This is a genomic window from Mesobacillus thioparans, from assembly GCF_965138835.1.
In the GTDB taxonomy this organism is placed as follows: domain Bacteria; phylum Bacillota; class Bacilli; order Bacillales; family Cytobacillaceae; genus Mesobacillus; species Mesobacillus thioparans.
On record NZ_CBCSFH010000009.1, the window covers coordinates 158,373 to 175,346 of the forward strand.

A 16,974-nucleotide genomic window follows, 5' to 3' on the forward strand; every position below is an offset into this window, starting at 1 on the left:
TTCCTCTTTTCGGGNGCAGCTTCTCCTTTTCTGCGACCGTAATCCGAGTGATTTCCTCNTTTCGGGNGCAGCTTCTCCTTTTCTGCGACCGTAATCTGGGCATTTACTCCTTTTCGGTCGCAGCTTCTCCTTTTCTGCGACCGTAATCCGAGTGATTTCCTCTTTTCGGGTGCAGCATTTCTCACTCTGCGACCGAAATCAAATTATACCTTTTTTCTTTGATTCGGATGACAGATTCCCTGATTCAAAAACAGCCAGGAAATCAATCTCCTGGCTGTAACCACCTTACTTTATAAACGCCTTCACGACCCCCGAAGGCACCCACCTCTGCAAGGACCGATAAGCTCGTCCATTGATATAAAAGAAGTAGCTGACGGGGCCGGCTGTTTTGATCATTTCCCTGGCCAGCTTCCTTATCCGCTCCTGGCGTCTTACTTTTTCATCGGACAGATAGACGCCGAGCAGCCCTCGGTTGATCAGTTTGTGGAATTTCCGGTGCGGCAATCGTGCTGTGTGCTGGTCGGCATTTTCGACAAAATGCCGTAATCGTTCAAACAGTGCTTCTTCATTTTCATAATAGAAACAAAAGTTCAGATCGCCGCCTTCGCGGTCTTCTTCCTGGTCGATGAAATAATCGAGAAGGATGTGGAGCCCTTGTATGTATGGAAAATATCCGTTGCGGATGCTGTCGGCGTATTCTGGCTTAAAGTCATCGCGAAGCGCGTAGGATACGAGACAAAAAATCCCGAGCGTCGATCCGGTGCACGCTGAGAACTCATACCATTCCATGTCGGGAATATTTTCACGATGGCCATCGAACCATGTTTGCAGCCTTGGCACACGCTCTTTCACCTCGACATGCTTATGGATCTGCAAATCGCAATAATAATCGCACAGTTCACCCAGATGCTTCTTGATATCCTGATAATGATTAAGCCCGGCAAGCACTTCCCGGCAAACGGTCACCAGCTCAATCAGATACCCGCCATCGTTCTGATCCTCACGCTCGCGGTAATAATTTTTCAGCTGGCTGTCCAGGCTGAGGGCATCCGCCATCGACTCATGGAGCGCCGCAAAATCGGCTGGATCCAATGATGTGCTCCGGTCACATAGATTATCGAGATAATCACTGATCGTCTGGTACGCCACAATGAACCGGATGGCCTCTTTATATTGTTTTTTCGCAGTCAGGCTCAAAATCGCGCCGCCCTCACAATGGAAAGTCTTGTGCTCGATGCTTGCCAGTGCCTGCCTCCTTAATTCAGGATTCGGAATCTCCTCTGCCCTGCTTTTCCAGTATGCCAGCTCCCGGTGTACCTGTGGCAGGACTTTTCTGTACACACGGTACATCAAACTGACGGGCATGGATGGGATCATCATGCTGCTTCACCCCTTCTATTTCTAATAAACATATCCAATCGCCTTCAGCTGGCTCATGACAAAATCATGCGCATAGTCAAAAACCTCTTCGCGTTCAGGTTCATTGAAGACTTCGTGGTAGCATTTCGGCCACTCTTTATATCGTTTTTCTGAAAGCGGGGCGTTGTTAAACCATTCCTTAACTGCACGCTTATCGACAATCTTATCATCTCCGCCCTGCAATAGCAGTGTCGGAACATCCTGAACCTTATCCATATTGTCAAACGCCAGCTCCATCGCTGCTGACAGCTCGCGGTACCAGCGCACCGATACCTTCGTAATGTATAGCGAATCATTCGCATCGACTGCCCGGACATCCTCATTCCTTGTTGCCATTTCGACAGACAGACCAGGGGAGATCCTGAAAGTCGGAACAATGACATTCAGACCATGTGAGAGCATATTCAGCATTTTCGATGGATACTTTACCAACCCGAGGCAAGGAGATGACAAAATCAGGCCGGCAATTTCGACCCGCTCCTCCTGCAGCAAGCGGATGGCTACGAGACCCCCCATGCTGTGGCCCAGCAAAAATACTGGGAGATCAAAGTCATACGCTGCTTCGACCCACTCTTTCGCTTCCAGTAAATATTCATCAAAGGAATCAATATGGCCACGGTTCGCCCTGCTTGTCATACCCTGCCCAGGCAAATCACCCATTATGACATGAAATCCGGATGAACGCCAGGCTTCAATCAGCCAGCCATACCGGCGATGATGCTCCAGCGCACCATGAATCATCACGACCACAGCCTTAGCATCCCCTTCAGCTTCCCATTTCCACATGACCATTCCCCCACTCAAATACTTTTTCTTTCTTTAAAAGAACTATAATATATAATTAGTGAAAAATAAAAACGTAAGCACTATAAAATCACAGGAGTGTGCACAATGATTTATCCTTACAATGGCAAAACACCAAAAATAGCAGATTCCGCTTTTATCGCGGATTATGTAACAATCTCCGGAGATGTCGAAATCGGTGAGGAATCAAGTGTCTGGTTCAATACTTCGATCCGCGGCGATGTCGCTCCAACGATCATTGGCAATAAAGTGAACATCCAGGATAACTCTGTCCTGCATCAAAGCCCAAACAACCCATTGATCCTCGAAGACCAGGTGACGGTCGGGCATCAGGTCATCCTCCACAGCTGCATCATCCGGAAAAAAGCCCTGATCGGGATGGGCTCGATCATCCTTGACCAGGCTGAAATCGGCGAAGGTGCCTTCATCGGTGCCGGCAGCCTTGTTCCTCAGGGAAAGAAAATCCCACCTAATACACTGGCTTTCGGACGTCCGGCAAAAGTCATCCGTGAACTGAACGAAGATGATATCCGCGATATGGAGCGCATTTCCAGAGAATACGCTGAAAAAGGACAATACTATAAAAGTTTGCAGAACAAAGGTGAATGATTCGCTAAAAGAAACTCCTCACCCGTCCGATACTAAATAATATAATATACCCTTTTTTTATTTAAATATGCGGACGGGGTGATAGACGTGGACAAAATGTATTTACCGATTGCAGCACTTATCCCTTTGCTGCTCATGTTTTATCTGCTAATCCGAAAACAAAATAGCATGATGAAATCCATCCTGATGTTCCTGTTTGTTTTTACCTCAATTGTCGGTGCGTTCCTACTCGAGAACCTGCAGGCTACGCATGTAGCCCAGGCCGTCCAGTCAGTGAAAGACTGGCTGGATGAGCCTGAACCAAGAGCAGAAAAGGCACCTGCTGTCATGGAGGAAGAAGCACCAGAGATCATCCCAATCAAAAAACATGTAACCCTGGAGGCGCCAGCCCTCTGGCAAATGCCAGAGCTGCCGAGAGGATGTGAGGTAACGAGCCTCGCCATGCTCCTGCAGCATCAGGGAATAAAGACGGACAAGCTGACACTCGCCAGGGAAGTCAAAAAAAATCAGGCTGAGTATCGACTTAATAATGGGAAAATTTATTTTGGCGATCCGAATGAAGGCTTTGTCGGCAATATGTACACATACACCGAACCCGGGCTCGGAGTCTATCATAAGCCTATTGCTGAACTGGCTGAAAAATATCTTCCCGGTAAAATAAAGGACCTGACAGGCTCAGACTTCCAGGAGCTGAAAATCCACCTTTCAGATAACAGACCAATTTGGGTGATCATTAATACCGAATACCAAAAGCTGGACGATAGCTTTTTTCAGACATGGTACACGCCCGGCGGTCCTATGAAGGTTACCACGAAGGAGCATTCTGTCCTGATTACCGGTTATGATGAAAACTTCGCTTACTTCAATGACCCACTAACAGGCGAGAAAAATAAAAAAGCACCCATCAAGGACTTCGTGGAAGCCTGGGTGCAGATGGGAAGGCAGGCCATCACCTACCTTCCCTGATTATTAAGACTGCAATACTTTTTGAGCCTCATACTCCTTCTGGAAGGAGTATTTTTTTTCGACATATACATCATGCCACATCATGAACATCAGCACTGTCCAGATTTTCCGACTGTTATCCGCCTTGTTCTGGCAGTGTTCATCCAATAGCCTTAACACATAAGACTTATTGATGAGATGTTCTGTGTTGCTTTCCTTGATGATGTTCTTTGCCCACTCGTTCATTTCATTCTTCAGCCAGTGTCTGATCGGCACCGGGAAGCCTAGTTTCTTGCGGGTAAGCACGTGGTCAGGAACCACTCCTTCAGCCGCTTTACGCAAAATATACTTCGTTGTATTATTCGCTGTCTTCAGGCTTGTAGGAATCTTTGATGCTGTCTCAAAAACAACCTTATCCAGGAACGGTACGCGAAGCTCCAAAGAATGGGCCATCGTCATCTTATCAGCCTTTAATAAAATATCGCCGCGCATCCAAGTGTGGATATCAATGTACTGCATGGTATCAACCGGGTCGTAGCCTCTGCTTTCGCGGTATAAAGGCTTCGTGACATCCCTGTAATCGTACTGGCCATTATAAACGTGAAGCAGCTCGCTCTTCTCTTTTTCAGTGAACATTTTCGCGTTTCCGATATAGCGCTCTTGCATTGGAGTCACGCCGCGCTCAATGAAGCTCTTGCCTCTCATGCCCTCTGGCATCATTTTCGAGATGCCCTTGAGCATCGCCTTCCCTACTCCGGGAATCTTATTGAAAACCTCTAGGTCCTGTGGTTCGCGGTAGATATTATAACCGCCGAACAATTCATCGGCACCCTCGCCTGAAAGGACAACCGTTACATGCTTTCTTGCTTCACGGGCAACGAAATACAAAGGTATAGCGGCCGGGTCAGCGAGCGGGTCATCCATATGCCACATGATTTTAGGAAGTTCATCCATGTATTCCTGCGGGCTGATCACGTAGCTGATATTTTCAACTCCCAGTCGGTCAGCCGTTTCCTTGGCGACATCAATCTCGCTGAAACCATTCTGTTCGAATCCGACAGAGAAAGTCTTGATTCCAGGATGGTATTGCTTCGCAATCGACGCGATGATCGAAGAATCAATTCCGCCTGAAAGGAAAGAACCAACCGGCACATCACTGCGCATATGGATTTTCACTGATTCGAACAGGACGTCCCTGATTTCCTTCGTGAATTCATCCTCTGTTTTGTGGATTGGCGAAAAGCTCGCTTTCCAGTAACGCTTGATTTCCATCGGCGAACCGATTTTCTTTGTAAAATAATGCCCTGGCTCAAGCTTGTAAATGCCTTCAGACATCGTGTTAGGTTCTGGAACGAATTGATAAGTCAAATAGTGCTGCAGTGCTTTGTAATCAATGACATCATTTTGAAGCGCCAGCAAAATGCTCTTCTTTTCAGATCCGAAGAATGTGCGTTTTTCATCTTCAAAGTAGAAGAAAGGCTTGATGCCGAAATGGTCACGCGCACCGTAAAGAACCTGCTCCTCTTTATCCCAGATGACAAATGCGAACATTCCGCGCAGCTTGTCGACAGCCTGCTCTTTAAGATGGCTGTAAAGGGCAATTATGACTTCAGTGTCAGAGTGTGTTTCGAAAGTCATCCCTTCTTCAATCAACTCTTCACGAAGTTCAAGATAGTTGTAGATTTCACCGTTGAAAATGATCCAATAGCGTTCATTTTCATAAGTCAATGGCTGATGGCCAGCCTCAAGGTCGATGATGCTCAGACGGCGGAAGCCGAACTGGATATGCTCATCATAGAAATACCCGTCATCATCAGGTCCGCGGTGGGTGATGATATCATTCATATTTTTAAACAGCTGCTTGTCATCGCTGCTGAATTCCTGTGCATTTTCATGTACACAACCGATAAAGCCACACATTATGTACTTCACCTTCTCCATTTCAGAAAAAATTTATTGTGATTTTCCAGTAATTTTACTTGCTAAAAACATACCATCTAATACTACCATTAAACGCAAAATTTTTGCAGTAAAATCTGAGGGAAATTTAAGGTAATACTCTATTTTACACCTTTTGGACCAGATGCAAACCTGAGGACTATCCTCTCTTCCATTAGTTAGACGCCAAATAATAAAGGGAGTTACATATTTCTATGCAACTCCCTTTGTACTTTTTATTTACCTTGAGCTTGAGTGCGAAGTGTTTCAGCCTTGTCTGTACGCTCCCATGGAAGGTCAACGTCAGAACGGCCGAAGTGTCCGTAAGCAGCTGTCTGCTTGTAGATCGGCTTGCGCAGGTCAAGCATGTTAATGATTCCAGCTGGACGAAGGTCGAAGTTGCTTTCAACAACATCGATCAATACATCTTCGCTTACCTTGCCTGTTCCGAACGTATCGATCGAGATGGATACCGGACGGGCAACGCCGATTGCATATGCAAGCTGAACTTCAACTTTTTCAGCAAGGCCGGCAGCAACGATGTTCTTCGCAACGTAACGTGCAGCGTATGCAGCTGAACGGTCAACTTTTGTCGGATCCTTACCAGAGAAAGCGCCTCCGCCGTGGCGAGCGTATCCGCCGTAAGTATCAACGATGATTTTGCGGCCAGTAAGACCTGCATCACCTTGTGGTCCGCCGATTACGAAACGGCCAGTTGGGTTGATGAAGTATTTTGTGTTTTCGTCGATCAATTCTGCCGGTACGACAGGGTTGATGACATGTTCCTTAAGGTTACGCTGGATCTGCTCAAGCGAAACTTCTGGGTGGTGCTGAGTTGAGATAACGATCGTATCGATGCGGACTGGCTTGTCGTTCTCATCGTATTCAACTGTTACTTGAGTTTTTCCATCCGGACGAAGATATGGAAGGATTTCTTCCTTACGCACTAAAGTAAGGCGGCGTGAAATCTTGTGAGCCAATGAAATTGGAAGAGGCATAAGCTCTTTCGTTTCATTACATGCAAAACCGAACATCAAGCCCTGATCACCAGCACCGATTGCTTCGATTTCAGCATCGGACATCTGGCCTTCACGTGCCTCAAGCGCCTGGTCAACACCCATCGCGATGTCAGCAGACTGCTCGTCGATTGAAGTCAAAACTGCGCAAGTTTCAGCGTCGAAACCGTACTTCGCGCGAGTGTAGCCAATTTCCTTGACTGTTTCACGTACGATTTTCGGAATATCTACGTATGTAGATGTAGTGATTTCGCCCGCAACTAGTACAAGGCCTGTCGTAACTGATGTTTCAGCAGCAACACGTGCGTTAGCATCTTTAGCAAGGATCGCATCCAAAATCGCGTCAGAAATCTGATCGCAAATTTTATCCGGATGGCCTTCTGTTACTGATTCAGAAGTGAACAAACGGCGTTTGTTTGACATCTGAGTTCCTCCCTCATGTATAAAAATTGATCGAGGCTGTCCCAATACAGACCTCGTTTGATACGGTACTCATTCCCTATGTAGTATGAAATAAACGCTGAGTTTTTATTAGAAAAATTTGTTTAGTATTCATGATGAATTTCTTTTTTCCTAATTTTCACCCACGGGAGCAATGACACCAAAGAAGGCATTCCGATTGCATTTCCATGCATCGGACAGAAAAAAGCAATATAAAAAACCTCTCCAATTGTGAGGAAAGGTTTTAGCTTTAACCGCGCCTTTCGCTCTTATCGTTCAAGGGCAATTCCCTTGCGTCAGGTTAGCACCTTTGCCCGGAAAAGATCAGCTTATTCATAGGCTGTTTTTCTCGTTTGCAGGTTGCTGGGTTTCATTGGGCCTGTCCCTCCACCAGCTCGGGATAAGAGAGTATCCGTTCAAATCAAAATCATAACGAACCTGTAAGGCCATGTCAATCATTTTCTCGGTAAAATTGTCGATTGTTGTTGAAAGATATTCTTTTAAATAAAATGAGGACAAACCAACCCCTTTTACTTGACTATATAAAGAAAGAATTATATAACGCAAGGTAGGTACAAGGTAATTTTTTCATCATTAGTATAGATTAATTGCTCCAATGTGTTATACTAATACCGTGATGTAAACACTTACAAAATATTAATCTTTGAAAAAGGAAGGTATCCTCCGATGAACGTTGTAGGAATATCAAATGAACTTTCAGCACTATTAAACGGAAACAATGTACAGGTACAGCTATCTGTTCCCCAGCTTGTCGAAAAGGTCCTGAACCGCAATGAAGGTCTTTTGACATCGACTGGTGCAGTAAGAGCGACTACTGGTAAATATACTGGCCGTTCACCAAAAGATAAATTCATTGTCGAAGAAGAATCCGTAAAAGACAAAATTGACTGGGGCTCTGTCAACCAGCCAATTTCCGAGGAATCGTTCACGAAGCTATATAATAAGGTATTGAAATTCCTTAAAGATAAAGAGGAAGTATTCGTATTCAAGGGATTCGCCGGCGCGGATAAGAAATACCGCCTGCCAATCCAGGTCATCAATGAATACGCATGGCACAACCTGTTCGTCCATCAATTGTTCATCCGTCCATCAGAGGAAGAGCTTGCTGAGCACGAATCCGAGTTCACGGTTATTTCAGCACCTACTTTCAAAGCGGATCCTGAGGTCGATGGAACGAACTCAGAAACGTTCATCATCGTTTCCTTCGAACAGCGCGTTGTCTTGATCGGCGGAACGGAATATGCGGGTGAAATGAAGAAATCGATTTTCTCTGTAATGAACTATTTGCTTCCGGAAAACGGTATCCTTTCAATGCACTGCTCTGCGAATGTCGGACGCGAAGGCGATGTAGCCTTGTTCTTCGGACTATCTGGCACAGGCAAAACAACTTTATCTGCTGATAATAATCGCCGGTTGATTGGTGATGATGAGCATGGCTGGTCAGCTAACGGTGTGTTCAACATCGAAGGCGGCTGCTATGCGAAATGCATAAATTTGTCCAAGGAAAAAGAACCGCAAATCTTTGATGCGATCCGCTTTGGATCCGTCCTTGAGAATGTCGTAGTCGATGACGACACACGTGTAGCCGATTATGATGACGGCAGTCTGACTGAAAACACTCGTGCAGCCTATCCAATCCAGGCTATCGAAAACATCGTGGATCCAAGCATCGCTGGACATCCAAACGCGATTGTTTTCCTTACTGCTGATGCATTCGGAGTCCTGCCTCCAATCGCCATGCTGACAAAGGAACAGGCAATGTATCATTTCTTAAGCGGATACACTTCGAAGCTTGCTGGAACAGAACGCGGCATCACATCACCGCAGGCTACGTTCTCAACATGCTTTGGTTCTCCATTCCTGCCACTAGCAGCTACAAGGTACGCGGAAATGCTCGGCGAAAAAATCGATGAGCATAACGCGAAGGTATTCCTGGTGAATACTGGCTGGACAGGCGGAGAATACGGAACGGGCAGCCGTATGAAGCTTGCTTACACACGCGCAATGGTCCAGGCAGCCCTTGAAGGCGAACTGAACAATGTCGAAACCGCCAAAGACTCAATCTTCGGCCTCGATATCCCGCTGCACGTACCAGGTGTACCTGACGATGTCCTCCAGCCGGTCAAAACATGGAGCGACAAAGACGCCTACTACGCAAAAGCAAACGAACTCGCAGACCAGTTCCGCGATAACTTCAAAAAGTTCACGAACGTACCTTCTGAAATCGAAGAAAAAGGCGGACCAACCGTTAAATAAGAATTTGAGCGAGGCCATCTCCGGAGAAGAGATGGCCTTTGTTTTTTGAGTACAATCCTTCTTTTTCCCGTTTCCTCTCTTCCGTTCACACCTGCAGTTCCACAAAAAAACAGAGCACAAAAATTGTGCCCTGCTCAGTTCGTAGAATTCAAGGAAACTAATTGATACGTTATGGTTGTTTCTTTTTCTGTCCACTCGACTTTTGAGATGACCCCTGTTCCAGTCAGGTCGCCTTCGATCGTCTTTTTGACTTCTAGTGGAATGTCAATTGGATAAAGCCTGTAGCCTTCCTTTTTCAAAGAGAAGAAATTGTCTTTGAGCCTTTTTTCGCGGCCCTTTGTCACGATCATTGTATTCAACTCTAATGGCATCCCCATCGTTTTCGCTCCTCTTCACAAATAACTTCAAATCCATTCTATCATTGTTGTGGCTGGGATTTCATCCAATTCGTTAAATCAGTGACCACTTTCCTGTTCATGAACGGTGGAAAATAGTGCGTATATTCATCAAAATACCAGCTTTCCACTGGCTTGTCCAACTCTTTTAACCGTTTCTCGATCCGATAGGAGTGTTCAGCAGACACATTGCGATCGTTGCGCCCGTGGATCAGCAGGACAGGTGATTCAAGGTTTTCGATTTCGTATAAGGGCGTCCTGAATTTATACCGGTTCGGCACCTTTTTCGGAGATCCGCCAATTACCCTTTTCATCATCCTTCTCAAGTCTTTTCTTTCCACATAGGTTAAAAACATATCGGTCACGCCGCCCCAGGTGACAACTGAGGCTGTCTCCGGAAATTTAATGGCGGTCAGCAGGGCCATTAATCCCCCGCGGGAGAACCCAAAGACATGGACTCTTTCCACCCCTGGCAAGGATTGGAGCAGCCTGAAGCCGGCATAAGCATCTGCACGGTCATCTCCCCCAAAATCCTCGTCCCCTTCACCACCCTGGTTGCCTCGGTAAAAAGGGGCGAAAACCGTAAATCCTTCGGAAGCAAACTGGGCAATCCGGGCCGGCCTTACCTTTCCAACATTTTTGATTCCGCCGCGGAGATAAAGGAATCCTTCTGTCCCGCTTCCATCAGCCGGTTTTGCCAGCAGACCCTTGACGCGCAGTCCGCCTGCTATATAGGTCACCATTTCAAGCTCGACCGAGGGGTTGGGGGAAGGAAATTTATAAGCTGATATCATTTGACCGTCATTTTCCACCGTGATCACTCCTCTTATATGAATTTTTTTCTATTTTGCTACTGGGCATTCACACATTTTTCCGCCCCTCATACATTATCGTAAGCCCAAATTAAGACAGATTTTAGGAGGCATGTATATGAAAAAATGGTTGAAAGCTGGTTTTGCTTTATTTTTGGTTGCCGTACTTATTATACCTCTAGCAGCCTGCAGTCAAGACAAGGTACAGACTGTAAAAGTGGCAGAGGTTACACGTTCGATTTTCTATGCTCCTCAATATGTTGCCCTTGCCAAAGGATTTTTTGAGGAAGAAGGTTTGAAAATCGAGCTCACGACAGCCTGGGGCGGTGACAAAACGATGACCGCCGTGCTGTCGAATGCGGCAGATATTGCCCTTGTTGGCTCGGAAACTTCCATTTACGTCTATGCGCAGGATTCAAACGACCCAGTCATCAACTTCGCCCAGCTGACCCAGACAGATGGCACCTTCCTTGTTTCCAGAGAGAAAATCGACAATTTTACATGGGATCAGTTGAAGGGGTCTACCTATCTCGGACAGCGTACAGGCGGAATGCCGCAGATGGTCGGTGAATTCGTGCTCAAGAAACACGACATCGATCCAAAACAGGATTTAAAGATGATCCAAAATATTGATTACGCGAATATTCCAAATGCCTTTGCTTCCGGAACCGGCGACTTTGTGCAGCTATTCGAGCCGCAGGCAAGCATGTTTGAAAAAGAAGGAAAAGGTCACATCGTCGCTTCATTCGGTACGGAGTCCGGTCATGTACCTTATACCACATTCATGGCAAAACAAAGCTACATGAAGAAAAACCCGGAAACGATCGAAAAGTTCACAAGAGCGGTCTACAAAGCTCAGCAATGGGTTGATTCCCACAGCGCCAAGGAAACCGCAGAAGCAATCCAGGAGTATTTTAAAGATACAGATCTTGCACTAATCGAAACAGTTATTGACCGCTATAAGAGCCAGGGTTCATACGCAACAGACCCAATCCTGGATGAGGAGGAGTGGAACAATCTCCAGACCATCATGGACGAAGCCGGGGAACTTCCTAAACAGGTCAGCCATGACACTTTAGTCAATACTGAGGTGGCAGGAAAAGTCATGAAATAACAGGAGGTTGCAGCCTAATGGACTTTTTGACATTAAGAGGGATCCATCACACCTATTTTACAAAAACATCTGCTGTCACTGCGCTTAATAACATTTCACTCGATGTCCAGGAAGGGGAATTCGTCTCCTTCCTGGGTCCGAGCGGCTGCGGCAAGACGACACTGCTTTCGATTATCGCAGGGTTGATCAATCCTTCTGACGGCCAGGTAAAACTCGAAGATAAATCCGTCAAGGAAGCTGCGAATCAGACCGGATACATGCTGCAGCAGGACTACTTGTTCCCTTGGAAAACGATCGAGGAGAATATCTTGCTGGGATTAAAGATCAGCGGAACATTGGAAAAAACAAAAAAAGACGAAGTTTTAGCGCTTCTGGGGCAGATGGGGCTGGAAAATGTAGAAAAACTTTATCCGAAACAGCTGTCCGGCGGGATGCGCCAGCGTGTTGCCCTGGTGAGAACACTGGCAACCGAGCCAAAGCTGCTCATGCTCGATGAACCTTTTTCCGCCCTGGATTACCAAACGAAATTAAAGCTCGAGGACCTCGTTTCAAATACATTCAAGACATTTGGAAAAACTGCGATTCTGGTCACGCATGATATCGGGGAAGCCATTGCGATGAGCGATCGTATATTCCTGTTCTCGCCAAGGCCAGGACGCTTGCATAAAACCTTCTCTATGCCAGAAGAGCTTAGGAACCTGAGTCCTTTTGAGGCGAGGAACCACCCTTTATACAATGAGTTGTTCCAGACGATATGGAAGGAGTTGGAATCCATTGAACCAGAAGAAAACTGAACTCCTCCATCAACAATACCTGAAACAGCTAAGCAGAGAGCGGCTCAAAGTCCGCCTCTACCAGTTGCTGATTTTCATCGCCTTTTTTGCGAGCTGGGAAATATCTAGCCAGAAAAAATGGATTGACCCCCTTCTCTTCAGCTCACCCTCAAAAGTCTGGAAGCTGCTGATTGAGAAGACGCTTGACGGTTCGCTCGCTGTCAATCTTGGCATAACACTGACAGAAACGGTCCTTGGATTCATCATCGGAACTCTTGCCGGGACCATCCTTGCGGCAATATTATGGTGGTCGCCGCTGTTATCCAGAATATTGGATCCGTACCTTGTCATTTTGAATTCAATGCCAAAGGTCGCGCTCGGCCCGATCCTGATTGTCGCCCTTGGGACCAATATGACCTCAATCATTGCCATGGGCGCCATCATCTCCGTAATCATCACGACCATCGTGGTCTACACCGCTTTTAAAGAAGTGGACCCTAACTATTTGAAAGTGCTGGAAACCTTTGGTGCGACAAGAACCCAGTGCTTCCGAGAAGCCATCCTCCCCGCCTCGTTTCCGACGATCATTTCAACCTTGAAGGTGAACGTCGGCCTGAGCTGGGTGGGAGTCATGGTCGGAGAATTCCTCGTATCCTCACGAGGCCTCGGATATATGATCATCTACGGATTCCAGGTTTTCAACTTCACGCTCGTGTTCCTGTCGCTGCTGGTCATCGCCGTGTTCGCCACCGTGATGTATCAGCTGGTCGAGCTGCTTGAAAAGAAACTGATTAAAAGTAACCAGTAAAAAAAGCCGGATGTCCGGCTTTTTCTGCTTTTTTGATATAATGATTCTCATTTTAAAATTAGTTGTGCCATCGCCAATAAAATCAGATTTTCGCCAATAAAGATGTGAATTTCGCCAATAAAATCAGATTTTCGCCAATAAAATTGTGAACTCCGCCAATAAAATTAATTTTTCGCCAATAAGTTAGCTGACTGCACTAGTTATGGCCAACTATGATGTGAATTTTGCCTCCTTTTATTGATTCAACTAAAAAAAGCCGGCGATCACACAAGCTGCCTCCATCCTTACATCATTTCTTATTCAAAAATTCAAGCGTGTGTTTGATTACATCGTCCTTCATGATAAAACTGTACTCATCCCTCATTCGTTCCGACAGCAGATCTCCGCTTACAAGCACGGGTCCCCATGTTTCCAGATAGTTATCCTGGGGAATGATTTTCTCCACTTCACCGTAAAAGATTCTTTTAACAAAGGAATCTTTCTTCGACATAACTTGATACTCACCGATAAACTCAAGCCTGCTTAATACTGCCCCGGTTTCTTCCATGGTTTCCCGGCGGGCAGCCTCATGCAAAGTTTCACCTTTTTCCATTTTGCCTCCTGGAAACTCAAGCCCTCTGACTCGATGGTTAGTCAATAGCCACTCGCCTCGATATTTACAGATGACCAGCACATGGCATGCCATTTTATCAAAGGCATTTTCCTGAAAGGACATGATGACTTCCTCACCATTCATTGCTTTAAACTTTTCCATGATCGATTCCTCTCCCCGATCTATATCATGATCTAATTATATAGAAAAACAAACAATGAATAAACCGCAGACGATTTGTCTGCGGCTGCCTTATTTTTCAGGAAGGATTCCCATGCTCTCAATATGGTTCCTCGCTTCTTCATCACCGAGTTTGTAGATCATTTCATATGTCTGGAGCAATTGTCTGTCAAGCGCATCGTTTTCACGGTCATAATGGTATTGGACATATGGAACATGCGCCCTCATGAAATTCTGCCAGCCGGTAGAATGGCCCTGGTCGAATATTTCCCTTAATGCAGTGATTTCCTCATCATTTGCCTCGATTTTGAAATTCCATGGAGAGGCAGTCGATACGCTTTGAATCTCGCCATCACTGATGTTGATATAATAAGTTTTTTTGCTTTCTGTCATCTGTCTCACCTCATGGATATCGTTCCCTGCGTCTATAATCCTTTATACTGAATATCATTAAAATAAATAATTTTTATGCACTCCAAATTACTTTTAAAGGAAGGAGTATGATAAAATTAGAGCACGAATAAAGATAAAGTAAATCAGTCGCCCAACAGGGAAATACTTCAAGTTCAAGGCATATTTTTTCCTCTGGAGGGTATTAAATAAGTATAGGAATACGAAGAAACAAGAAGGAGAGGTGAAATGCCATGAAATTGATTGATGAGCTATACGAACTTTACCGCAATAAATTGACCGGTGACGAAGAGGATATCGATATGCTCGCTTTTGCCTTCCTTGAAGAAATGAGCCGTGAAGACTTGTTGAAGATCATCCAAGACCTTGATAAGCAGGAGCTTTATGATCTGATGGGTCTCTATTTGATCGAAAGCCTTAAGGGGAAATTTGCCCAGGATGATTTTGGAGCGCGTTCTGTCACATATCCTTCCCGCAACATCCATTAACGTAATACCCATACATACGAACCGGCTGAGGCCGGTTTTTCTTTATTTACACAGAAAAAAACTGGCCAATCAGCCAGTTTTTTTTCTGTATAAGAAAGTGTAAAATCCACTTATATAATTGTCCAGCTCCAGCGCCTAGCCAGTTTTCATCCCTGAGTAGGCTTCTGGAGTATCTTGCGAAAAGCGTTAGCTTTGAGCAGCTCGAGTCGTTTCGGTCCGCCCAATGAAGTCAAAGAACGACTTCACCGGTCGGCCCTCCAACGCTTGTCGGGGCTGACCGAGGCGCTTCCGCTTTTCTGTTATCCAAGATAAGCCTTGAACATCCACATATGTTTGCGAAGGCTCATTTTCACTTCCGTCATCATGTCGGCGGTAGCGGTATCGTCAGCCTTCTCTGCAAGTTCGATTGCTTCCTGGAGCTCGTCCACGATTGTTGAAAAATCATCATGCAATTGCTTGACCATTTCTTCTTCTTTTTCAGAACCTGATGCCTCTTTTACAGAAGACAGCTCCAAATATTCTTTAAGCGTTGCGACAGGCTTTCCGTCCAACGCGAGAATTCTTTCTGCAAATTCGTCAATGATTGTCGCTGCTTCATTGTAAAGTTCTTCAAATTTCACATGAAGAGTAAAGAAGTGGCGGCCTTTTACATACCAATGATAGTTGTGAAGCTTAGTATAAAGAACCGTCCAGTTCGCAACTTGTTTGTTTACTGCTTGAATTAATTCAGTTTGTGCCATGTAAATTCATCCTCCTCTTAGTCATCATATATATTCCCCTTCCTGCGCGAGAAAAAACATGCTGCCAGCAACTTTTTTCCTATCCCGGAAAGGAACATGCTACAATAATTTTGAACAAAGGAGGACGTATTATGTATACCATTTTGATTATCTCAGTCATTATCGTCATCGTTGTCCTGGTTTTAAGCGTGTTGACAACTTCTAAAGCATATCAATACAAACACACGATTGACCCGATTGAAAACAGCAGCGAAGACACCAGGGAAAGTGCTTCTAAAGACGAAGAACCTGGTGAAAATAAATAAAAAGGAGCCGAAAGCCAGCTCCTTTTCCTGAATCTATTTATTAAGAAGGGATTTTTTATGCTAAAAAAAGCATTCATCGGCATCATCCGATTTTATCAGATCGCCATTTCGCCATTAAAGCCGCCATCTTGCCGTTTTTATCCGACTTGCTCCCATTACGGGCTTGAAGCGATCCAAAAATTCGGTCCCTTCAAAGGCGGATGGCTGACGATCGTGCGCATCCTGAAATGCCAGCCACTGCATCCAGGCGGGTTTGACCCAGTCCCTGAAGAATGGCCAGCCAAGAAAAAGACGAAAGCACATGATCATTAAGCCGGATCAGTGCACCTAACTCATTACTTTTCATATCCATCGATCACGGAATCCAGCCTTCCTGTTGCCGGATCGATGACGAGACCATGAACAGGAACATCCTTAGGCATCAAGGGATGGTTTTTTACGATTTCGACACTGTGGGCGACGCTGTCCTTGACATTGTCAAAACCGTGAAGCCATTCCTGCACATCGATACCAGAGTAGTTCAAGGTATTCAGCATATCATCGCTGACACCGCGCTTTTTCATCTCTTCTATCACGATATCAGGCTTCATCCCGCTCATGCCGCAGTCATAATGGCCAATGATTGCCACTTCCTCTGCCTGGAGCTGATAAACAGCGACAAGCAGGCTTCTCATGATACTTCCAAACGGATGCATGATGAGTGCTCCGGCATTCTTGACGATTTTTACATCACCATTCCGAATGTTCAGCGCTCTTGGTAAAAGCTCGACAAGCCTTGTATCCATGCATGTTAAAATGACCATTTTTTTGTTTGGAAATTTGGTAGTCGTGAACTCTTCATATTTCTTTTCAGCTACAAATTGTTCGTTAAAATGAAGGATTTCCTCAAGCATTCTCATCTTCTCTT

At 45.5% G+C, this 16,974-nt stretch carries 19 protein-coding genes and 1 riboswitch; of the genes, 9 read left to right on the forward strand and 10 right to left on the reverse strand.

Annotation, left to right across the window (positions count from 1 at the left end):
* Positions 1 to 285: 285 nt before the first annotated feature.
* Positions 286 to 1,380: a tetraprenyl-beta-curcumene synthase family protein gene (locus ACNAZ4_RS15550; RefSeq protein ID WP_415815756.1), complete on the reverse strand. Its 1,095-nt coding sequence runs from the start codon at positions 1,378 to 1,380 to the stop codon at positions 286 to 288.
* A 21-nt stretch (positions 1,381 to 1,401) separates the two neighbouring features.
* On the reverse strand, positions 1,402 to 2,205 hold the full coding sequence (locus ACNAZ4_RS15555; protein ID WP_415815758.1) for an alpha/beta hydrolase: 804 nt from the start codon (positions 2,203 to 2,205) through the stop codon (positions 1,402 to 1,404).
* Positions 2,206 to 2,310: 105 nt separating this feature from the next.
* Here ACNAZ4_RS15555 and ACNAZ4_RS15560 point away from each other — a divergent pair, with 105 nt between their 5' ends.
* Both ACNAZ4_RS15560 and ACNAZ4_RS15565 read left to right on the forward strand, forming a co-directional pair.
* Positions 2,311 to 2,832 (forward strand): gamma carbonic anhydrase, encoded by a 522-nt coding sequence (locus ACNAZ4_RS15560; RefSeq protein WP_415815760.1) that lies wholly within the window; start codon positions 2,311 to 2,313, stop codon positions 2,830 to 2,832.
* Positions 2,833 to 2,928: 96 nt separating this feature from the next.
* Complete coding sequence (locus ACNAZ4_RS15565) at positions 2,929 to 3,798, forward strand: C39 family peptidase (RefSeq protein ID WP_415815830.1); 870 nt, start codon at positions 2,929 to 2,931, stop codon at positions 3,796 to 3,798.
* 3 nt (positions 3,799 to 3,801) lie between these two features.
* On the opposite strand, the gene asnB is transcribed toward ACNAZ4_RS15565, so the two are convergent.
* Together asnB and metK are read right to left on the reverse strand one after the other, a co-directional pair.
* Positions 3,802 to 5,697: an asparagine synthase (glutamine-hydrolyzing) gene (gene asnB / locus ACNAZ4_RS15570; protein ID WP_415815762.1), complete on the reverse strand. Its 1,896-nt coding sequence runs from the start codon at positions 5,695 to 5,697 to the stop codon at positions 3,802 to 3,804.
* 254 nt (positions 5,698 to 5,951) lie between these two features.
* Positions 5,952 to 7,154, reverse strand: a complete 1,203-nt coding sequence (metK, locus tag ACNAZ4_RS15575; protein WP_415815764.1) for a methionine adenosyltransferase — start codon at positions 7,152 to 7,154, stop codon at positions 5,952 to 5,954.
* Positions 7,155 to 7,438: 284 nt separating this feature from the next.
* Positions 7,439 to 7,579: riboswitch (SAM riboswitch) on the reverse strand.
* A 280-nt stretch (positions 7,580 to 7,859) separates the two neighbouring features.
* Between metK and pckA the strand changes: the two genes are divergently transcribed.
* Positions 7,860 to 9,449 (forward strand): phosphoenolpyruvate carboxykinase (ATP), encoded by a 1,590-nt coding sequence (pckA, locus tag ACNAZ4_RS15580; RefSeq protein ID WP_415815766.1) that lies wholly within the window; start codon positions 7,860 to 7,862, stop codon positions 9,447 to 9,449.
* Positions 9,450 to 9,583: 134 nt separating this feature from the next.
* Here pckA and ACNAZ4_RS15585 read toward each other — a convergent pair whose 3' ends face one another.
* Positions 9,584 to 9,826 (reverse strand): DUF2584 domain-containing protein, encoded by a 243-nt coding sequence (locus ACNAZ4_RS15585; RefSeq protein ID WP_415815768.1) that lies wholly within the window; start codon positions 9,824 to 9,826, stop codon positions 9,584 to 9,586.
* Positions 9,827 to 9,867: 41 nt separating this feature from the next.
* Positions 9,868 to 10,638, reverse strand: coding sequence for an alpha/beta hydrolase family protein (locus tag ACNAZ4_RS15590; protein WP_415815832.1), 771 nt, complete (start codon positions 10,636 to 10,638; stop codon positions 9,868 to 9,870).
* 136 nt (positions 10,639 to 10,774) lie between these two features.
* Here ACNAZ4_RS15590 and ACNAZ4_RS15595 point away from each other — a divergent pair, with 136 nt between their 5' ends.
* The 3 genes from ACNAZ4_RS15595 to ACNAZ4_RS15605 are packed head-to-tail and all read left to right on the forward strand — an operon-like array spanning position 10,775 to position 13,351.
* On the forward strand, positions 10,775 to 11,770 hold the full coding sequence (locus ACNAZ4_RS15595) for an ABC transporter substrate-binding protein (RefSeq protein ID WP_415815770.1): 996 nt from the start codon (positions 10,775 to 10,777) through the stop codon (positions 11,768 to 11,770).
* Positions 11,771 to 11,787: 17 nt separating this feature from the next.
* Complete coding sequence (locus ACNAZ4_RS15600) at positions 11,788 to 12,564, forward strand: ABC transporter ATP-binding protein (protein WP_415815772.1); 777 nt, start codon at positions 11,788 to 11,790, stop codon at positions 12,562 to 12,564.
* Positions 12,545 to 13,351, forward strand: a complete 807-nt coding sequence (locus ACNAZ4_RS15605; protein WP_415815774.1) for an ABC transporter permease — start codon at positions 12,545 to 12,547, stop codon at positions 13,349 to 13,351. Before ACNAZ4_RS15600 ends, ACNAZ4_RS15605 begins: the two co-directional genes overlap by 20 nt.
* A 289-nt stretch (positions 13,352 to 13,640) precedes the next feature.
* Here the strand turns inward: ACNAZ4_RS15605 and ytkD are convergent, their stop codons facing one another.
* A complete protein-coding gene (gene ytkD / locus ACNAZ4_RS15610; RefSeq protein ID WP_415815776.1) occupies positions 13,641 to 14,105 on the reverse strand; it encodes an RNA deprotection pyrophosphohydrolase in 465 nt (154 codons plus the stop codon).
* Between the two features lie 90 nt (positions 14,106 to 14,195).
* Positions 14,196 to 14,516 (reverse strand): hydrolase, encoded by a 321-nt coding sequence (locus ACNAZ4_RS15615; protein WP_415815778.1) that lies wholly within the window; start codon positions 14,514 to 14,516, stop codon positions 14,196 to 14,198.
* Between the two features lie 251 nt (positions 14,517 to 14,767).
* Between ACNAZ4_RS15615 and ACNAZ4_RS15620 the strand changes: the two genes are divergently transcribed.
* The gene (locus ACNAZ4_RS15620; protein ID WP_144477042.1) at positions 14,768 to 15,022 is read left to right on the forward strand and encodes a DUF6154 family protein; all 255 of its coding nucleotides are present in this window, start codon (positions 14,768 to 14,770) and stop codon (positions 15,020 to 15,022) included.
* 299 nt (positions 15,023 to 15,321) lie between these two features.
* Here ACNAZ4_RS15620 and ACNAZ4_RS15625 read toward each other — a convergent pair whose 3' ends face one another.
* Positions 15,322 to 15,762 (reverse strand): Dps family protein, encoded by a 441-nt coding sequence (locus ACNAZ4_RS15625; protein WP_415815780.1) that lies wholly within the window; start codon positions 15,760 to 15,762, stop codon positions 15,322 to 15,324.
* A gap of 131 nt (positions 15,763 to 15,893) precedes the next feature.
* Between ACNAZ4_RS15625 and ytzI the strand changes: the two genes are divergently transcribed.
* Together ytzI and yidD are read left to right on the forward strand one after the other, a co-directional pair.
* On the forward strand, positions 15,894 to 16,067 hold the full coding sequence (gene ytzI, locus ACNAZ4_RS15630; RefSeq protein WP_415815782.1) for a YtzI protein: 174 nt from the start codon (positions 15,894 to 15,896) through the stop codon (positions 16,065 to 16,067).
* 57 nt (positions 16,068 to 16,124) lie between these two features.
* Positions 16,125 to 16,379 carry a membrane protein insertion efficiency factor YidD gene (yidD, locus tag ACNAZ4_RS15635; protein ID WP_415815784.1) on the forward strand — a complete coding sequence of 85 codons (255 nt, stop codon included), beginning with the start codon at positions 16,125 to 16,127 and terminating at the stop codon, positions 16,377 to 16,379.
* A gap of 23 nt (positions 16,380 to 16,402) precedes the next feature.
* Here the strand turns inward: yidD and ACNAZ4_RS15640 are convergent, their stop codons facing one another.
* Positions 16,403 to 16,966, reverse strand: a complete 564-nt coding sequence (locus ACNAZ4_RS15640; RefSeq protein ID WP_415815786.1) for a beta-class carbonic anhydrase — start codon at positions 16,964 to 16,966, stop codon at positions 16,403 to 16,405.
* Between the last annotated feature and the right edge of the window lie 8 nt (positions 16,967 to 16,974).

Bases quoted from the DNA above. Each gene is read 5' to 3' on its own strand.
- yidD (WP_415815784.1), top strand. From the start codon at position 16,125: ATGCTAAAAAAAGCATTCATCGGCATCATCCGATTTTATCAGATCGCC.
- ACNAZ4_RS15560 (WP_415815760.1), top strand. From the start codon at position 2,311: ATGATTTATCCTTACAATGGCAAAACACCAAAAATAGCAGATTCCGCT.
- ACNAZ4_RS15640 (WP_415815786.1), bottom strand. From the start codon at position 16,966: ATGAGAATGCTTGAGGAAATCCTTCATTTTAACGAACAATTTGTAGCT.
- ACNAZ4_RS15595 (WP_415815770.1), top strand. From the start codon at position 10,775: ATGAAAAAATGGTTGAAAGCTGGTTTTGCTTTATTTTTGGTTGCCGTA.
- metK (WP_415815764.1), bottom strand. From the start codon at position 7,154: ATGTCAAACAAACGCCGTTTGTTCACTTCTGAATCAGTAACAGAAGGC.
- ACNAZ4_RS15615 (WP_415815778.1), bottom strand. From the start codon at position 14,516: ATGACAGAAAGCAAAAAAACTTATTATATCAACATCAGTGATGGCGAG.
- ytzI (WP_415815782.1), top strand. From the start codon at position 15,894: ATGTATACCATTTTGATTATCTCAGTCATTATCGTCATCGTTGTCCTG.
- asnB (WP_415815762.1), bottom strand. From the start codon at position 5,697: ATGTGTGGCTTTATCGGTTGTGTACATGAAAATGCACAGGAATTCAGC.
- ACNAZ4_RS15585 (WP_415815768.1), bottom strand. From the start codon at position 9,826: ATGGGGATGCCATTAGAGTTGAATACAATGATCGTGACAAAGGGCCGC.
- ACNAZ4_RS15565 (WP_415815830.1), top strand. From the start codon at position 2,929: ATGTATTTACCGATTGCAGCACTTATCCCTTTGCTGCTCATGTTTTAT.
- ACNAZ4_RS15550 (WP_415815756.1), bottom strand. From the start codon at position 1,380: ATGATGATCCCATCCATGCCCGTCAGTTTGATGTACCGTGTGTACAGA.
- ACNAZ4_RS15590 (WP_415815832.1), bottom strand. From the start codon at position 10,638: ATGATATCAGCTTATAAATTTCCTTCCCCCAACCCCTCGGTCGAGCTT.
- ACNAZ4_RS15620 (WP_144477042.1), top strand. From the start codon at position 14,768: ATGAAATTGATTGATGAGCTATACGAACTTTACCGCAATAAATTGACC.
- ACNAZ4_RS15600 (WP_415815772.1), top strand. From the start codon at position 11,788: ATGGACTTTTTGACATTAAGAGGGATCCATCACACCTATTTTACAAAA.
- ytkD (WP_415815776.1), bottom strand. From the start codon at position 14,105: ATGGAAAAGTTTAAAGCAATGAATGGTGAGGAAGTCATCATGTCCTTT.
- ACNAZ4_RS15555 (WP_415815758.1), bottom strand. From the start codon at position 2,205: ATGTGGAAATGGGAAGCTGAAGGGGATGCTAAGGCTGTGGTCGTGATG.
- ACNAZ4_RS15625 (WP_415815780.1), bottom strand. From the start codon at position 15,762: ATGGCACAAACTGAATTAATTCAAGCAGTAAACAAACAAGTTGCGAAC.
- pckA (WP_415815766.1), top strand. From the start codon at position 7,860: ATGAACGTTGTAGGAATATCAAATGAACTTTCAGCACTATTAAACGGA.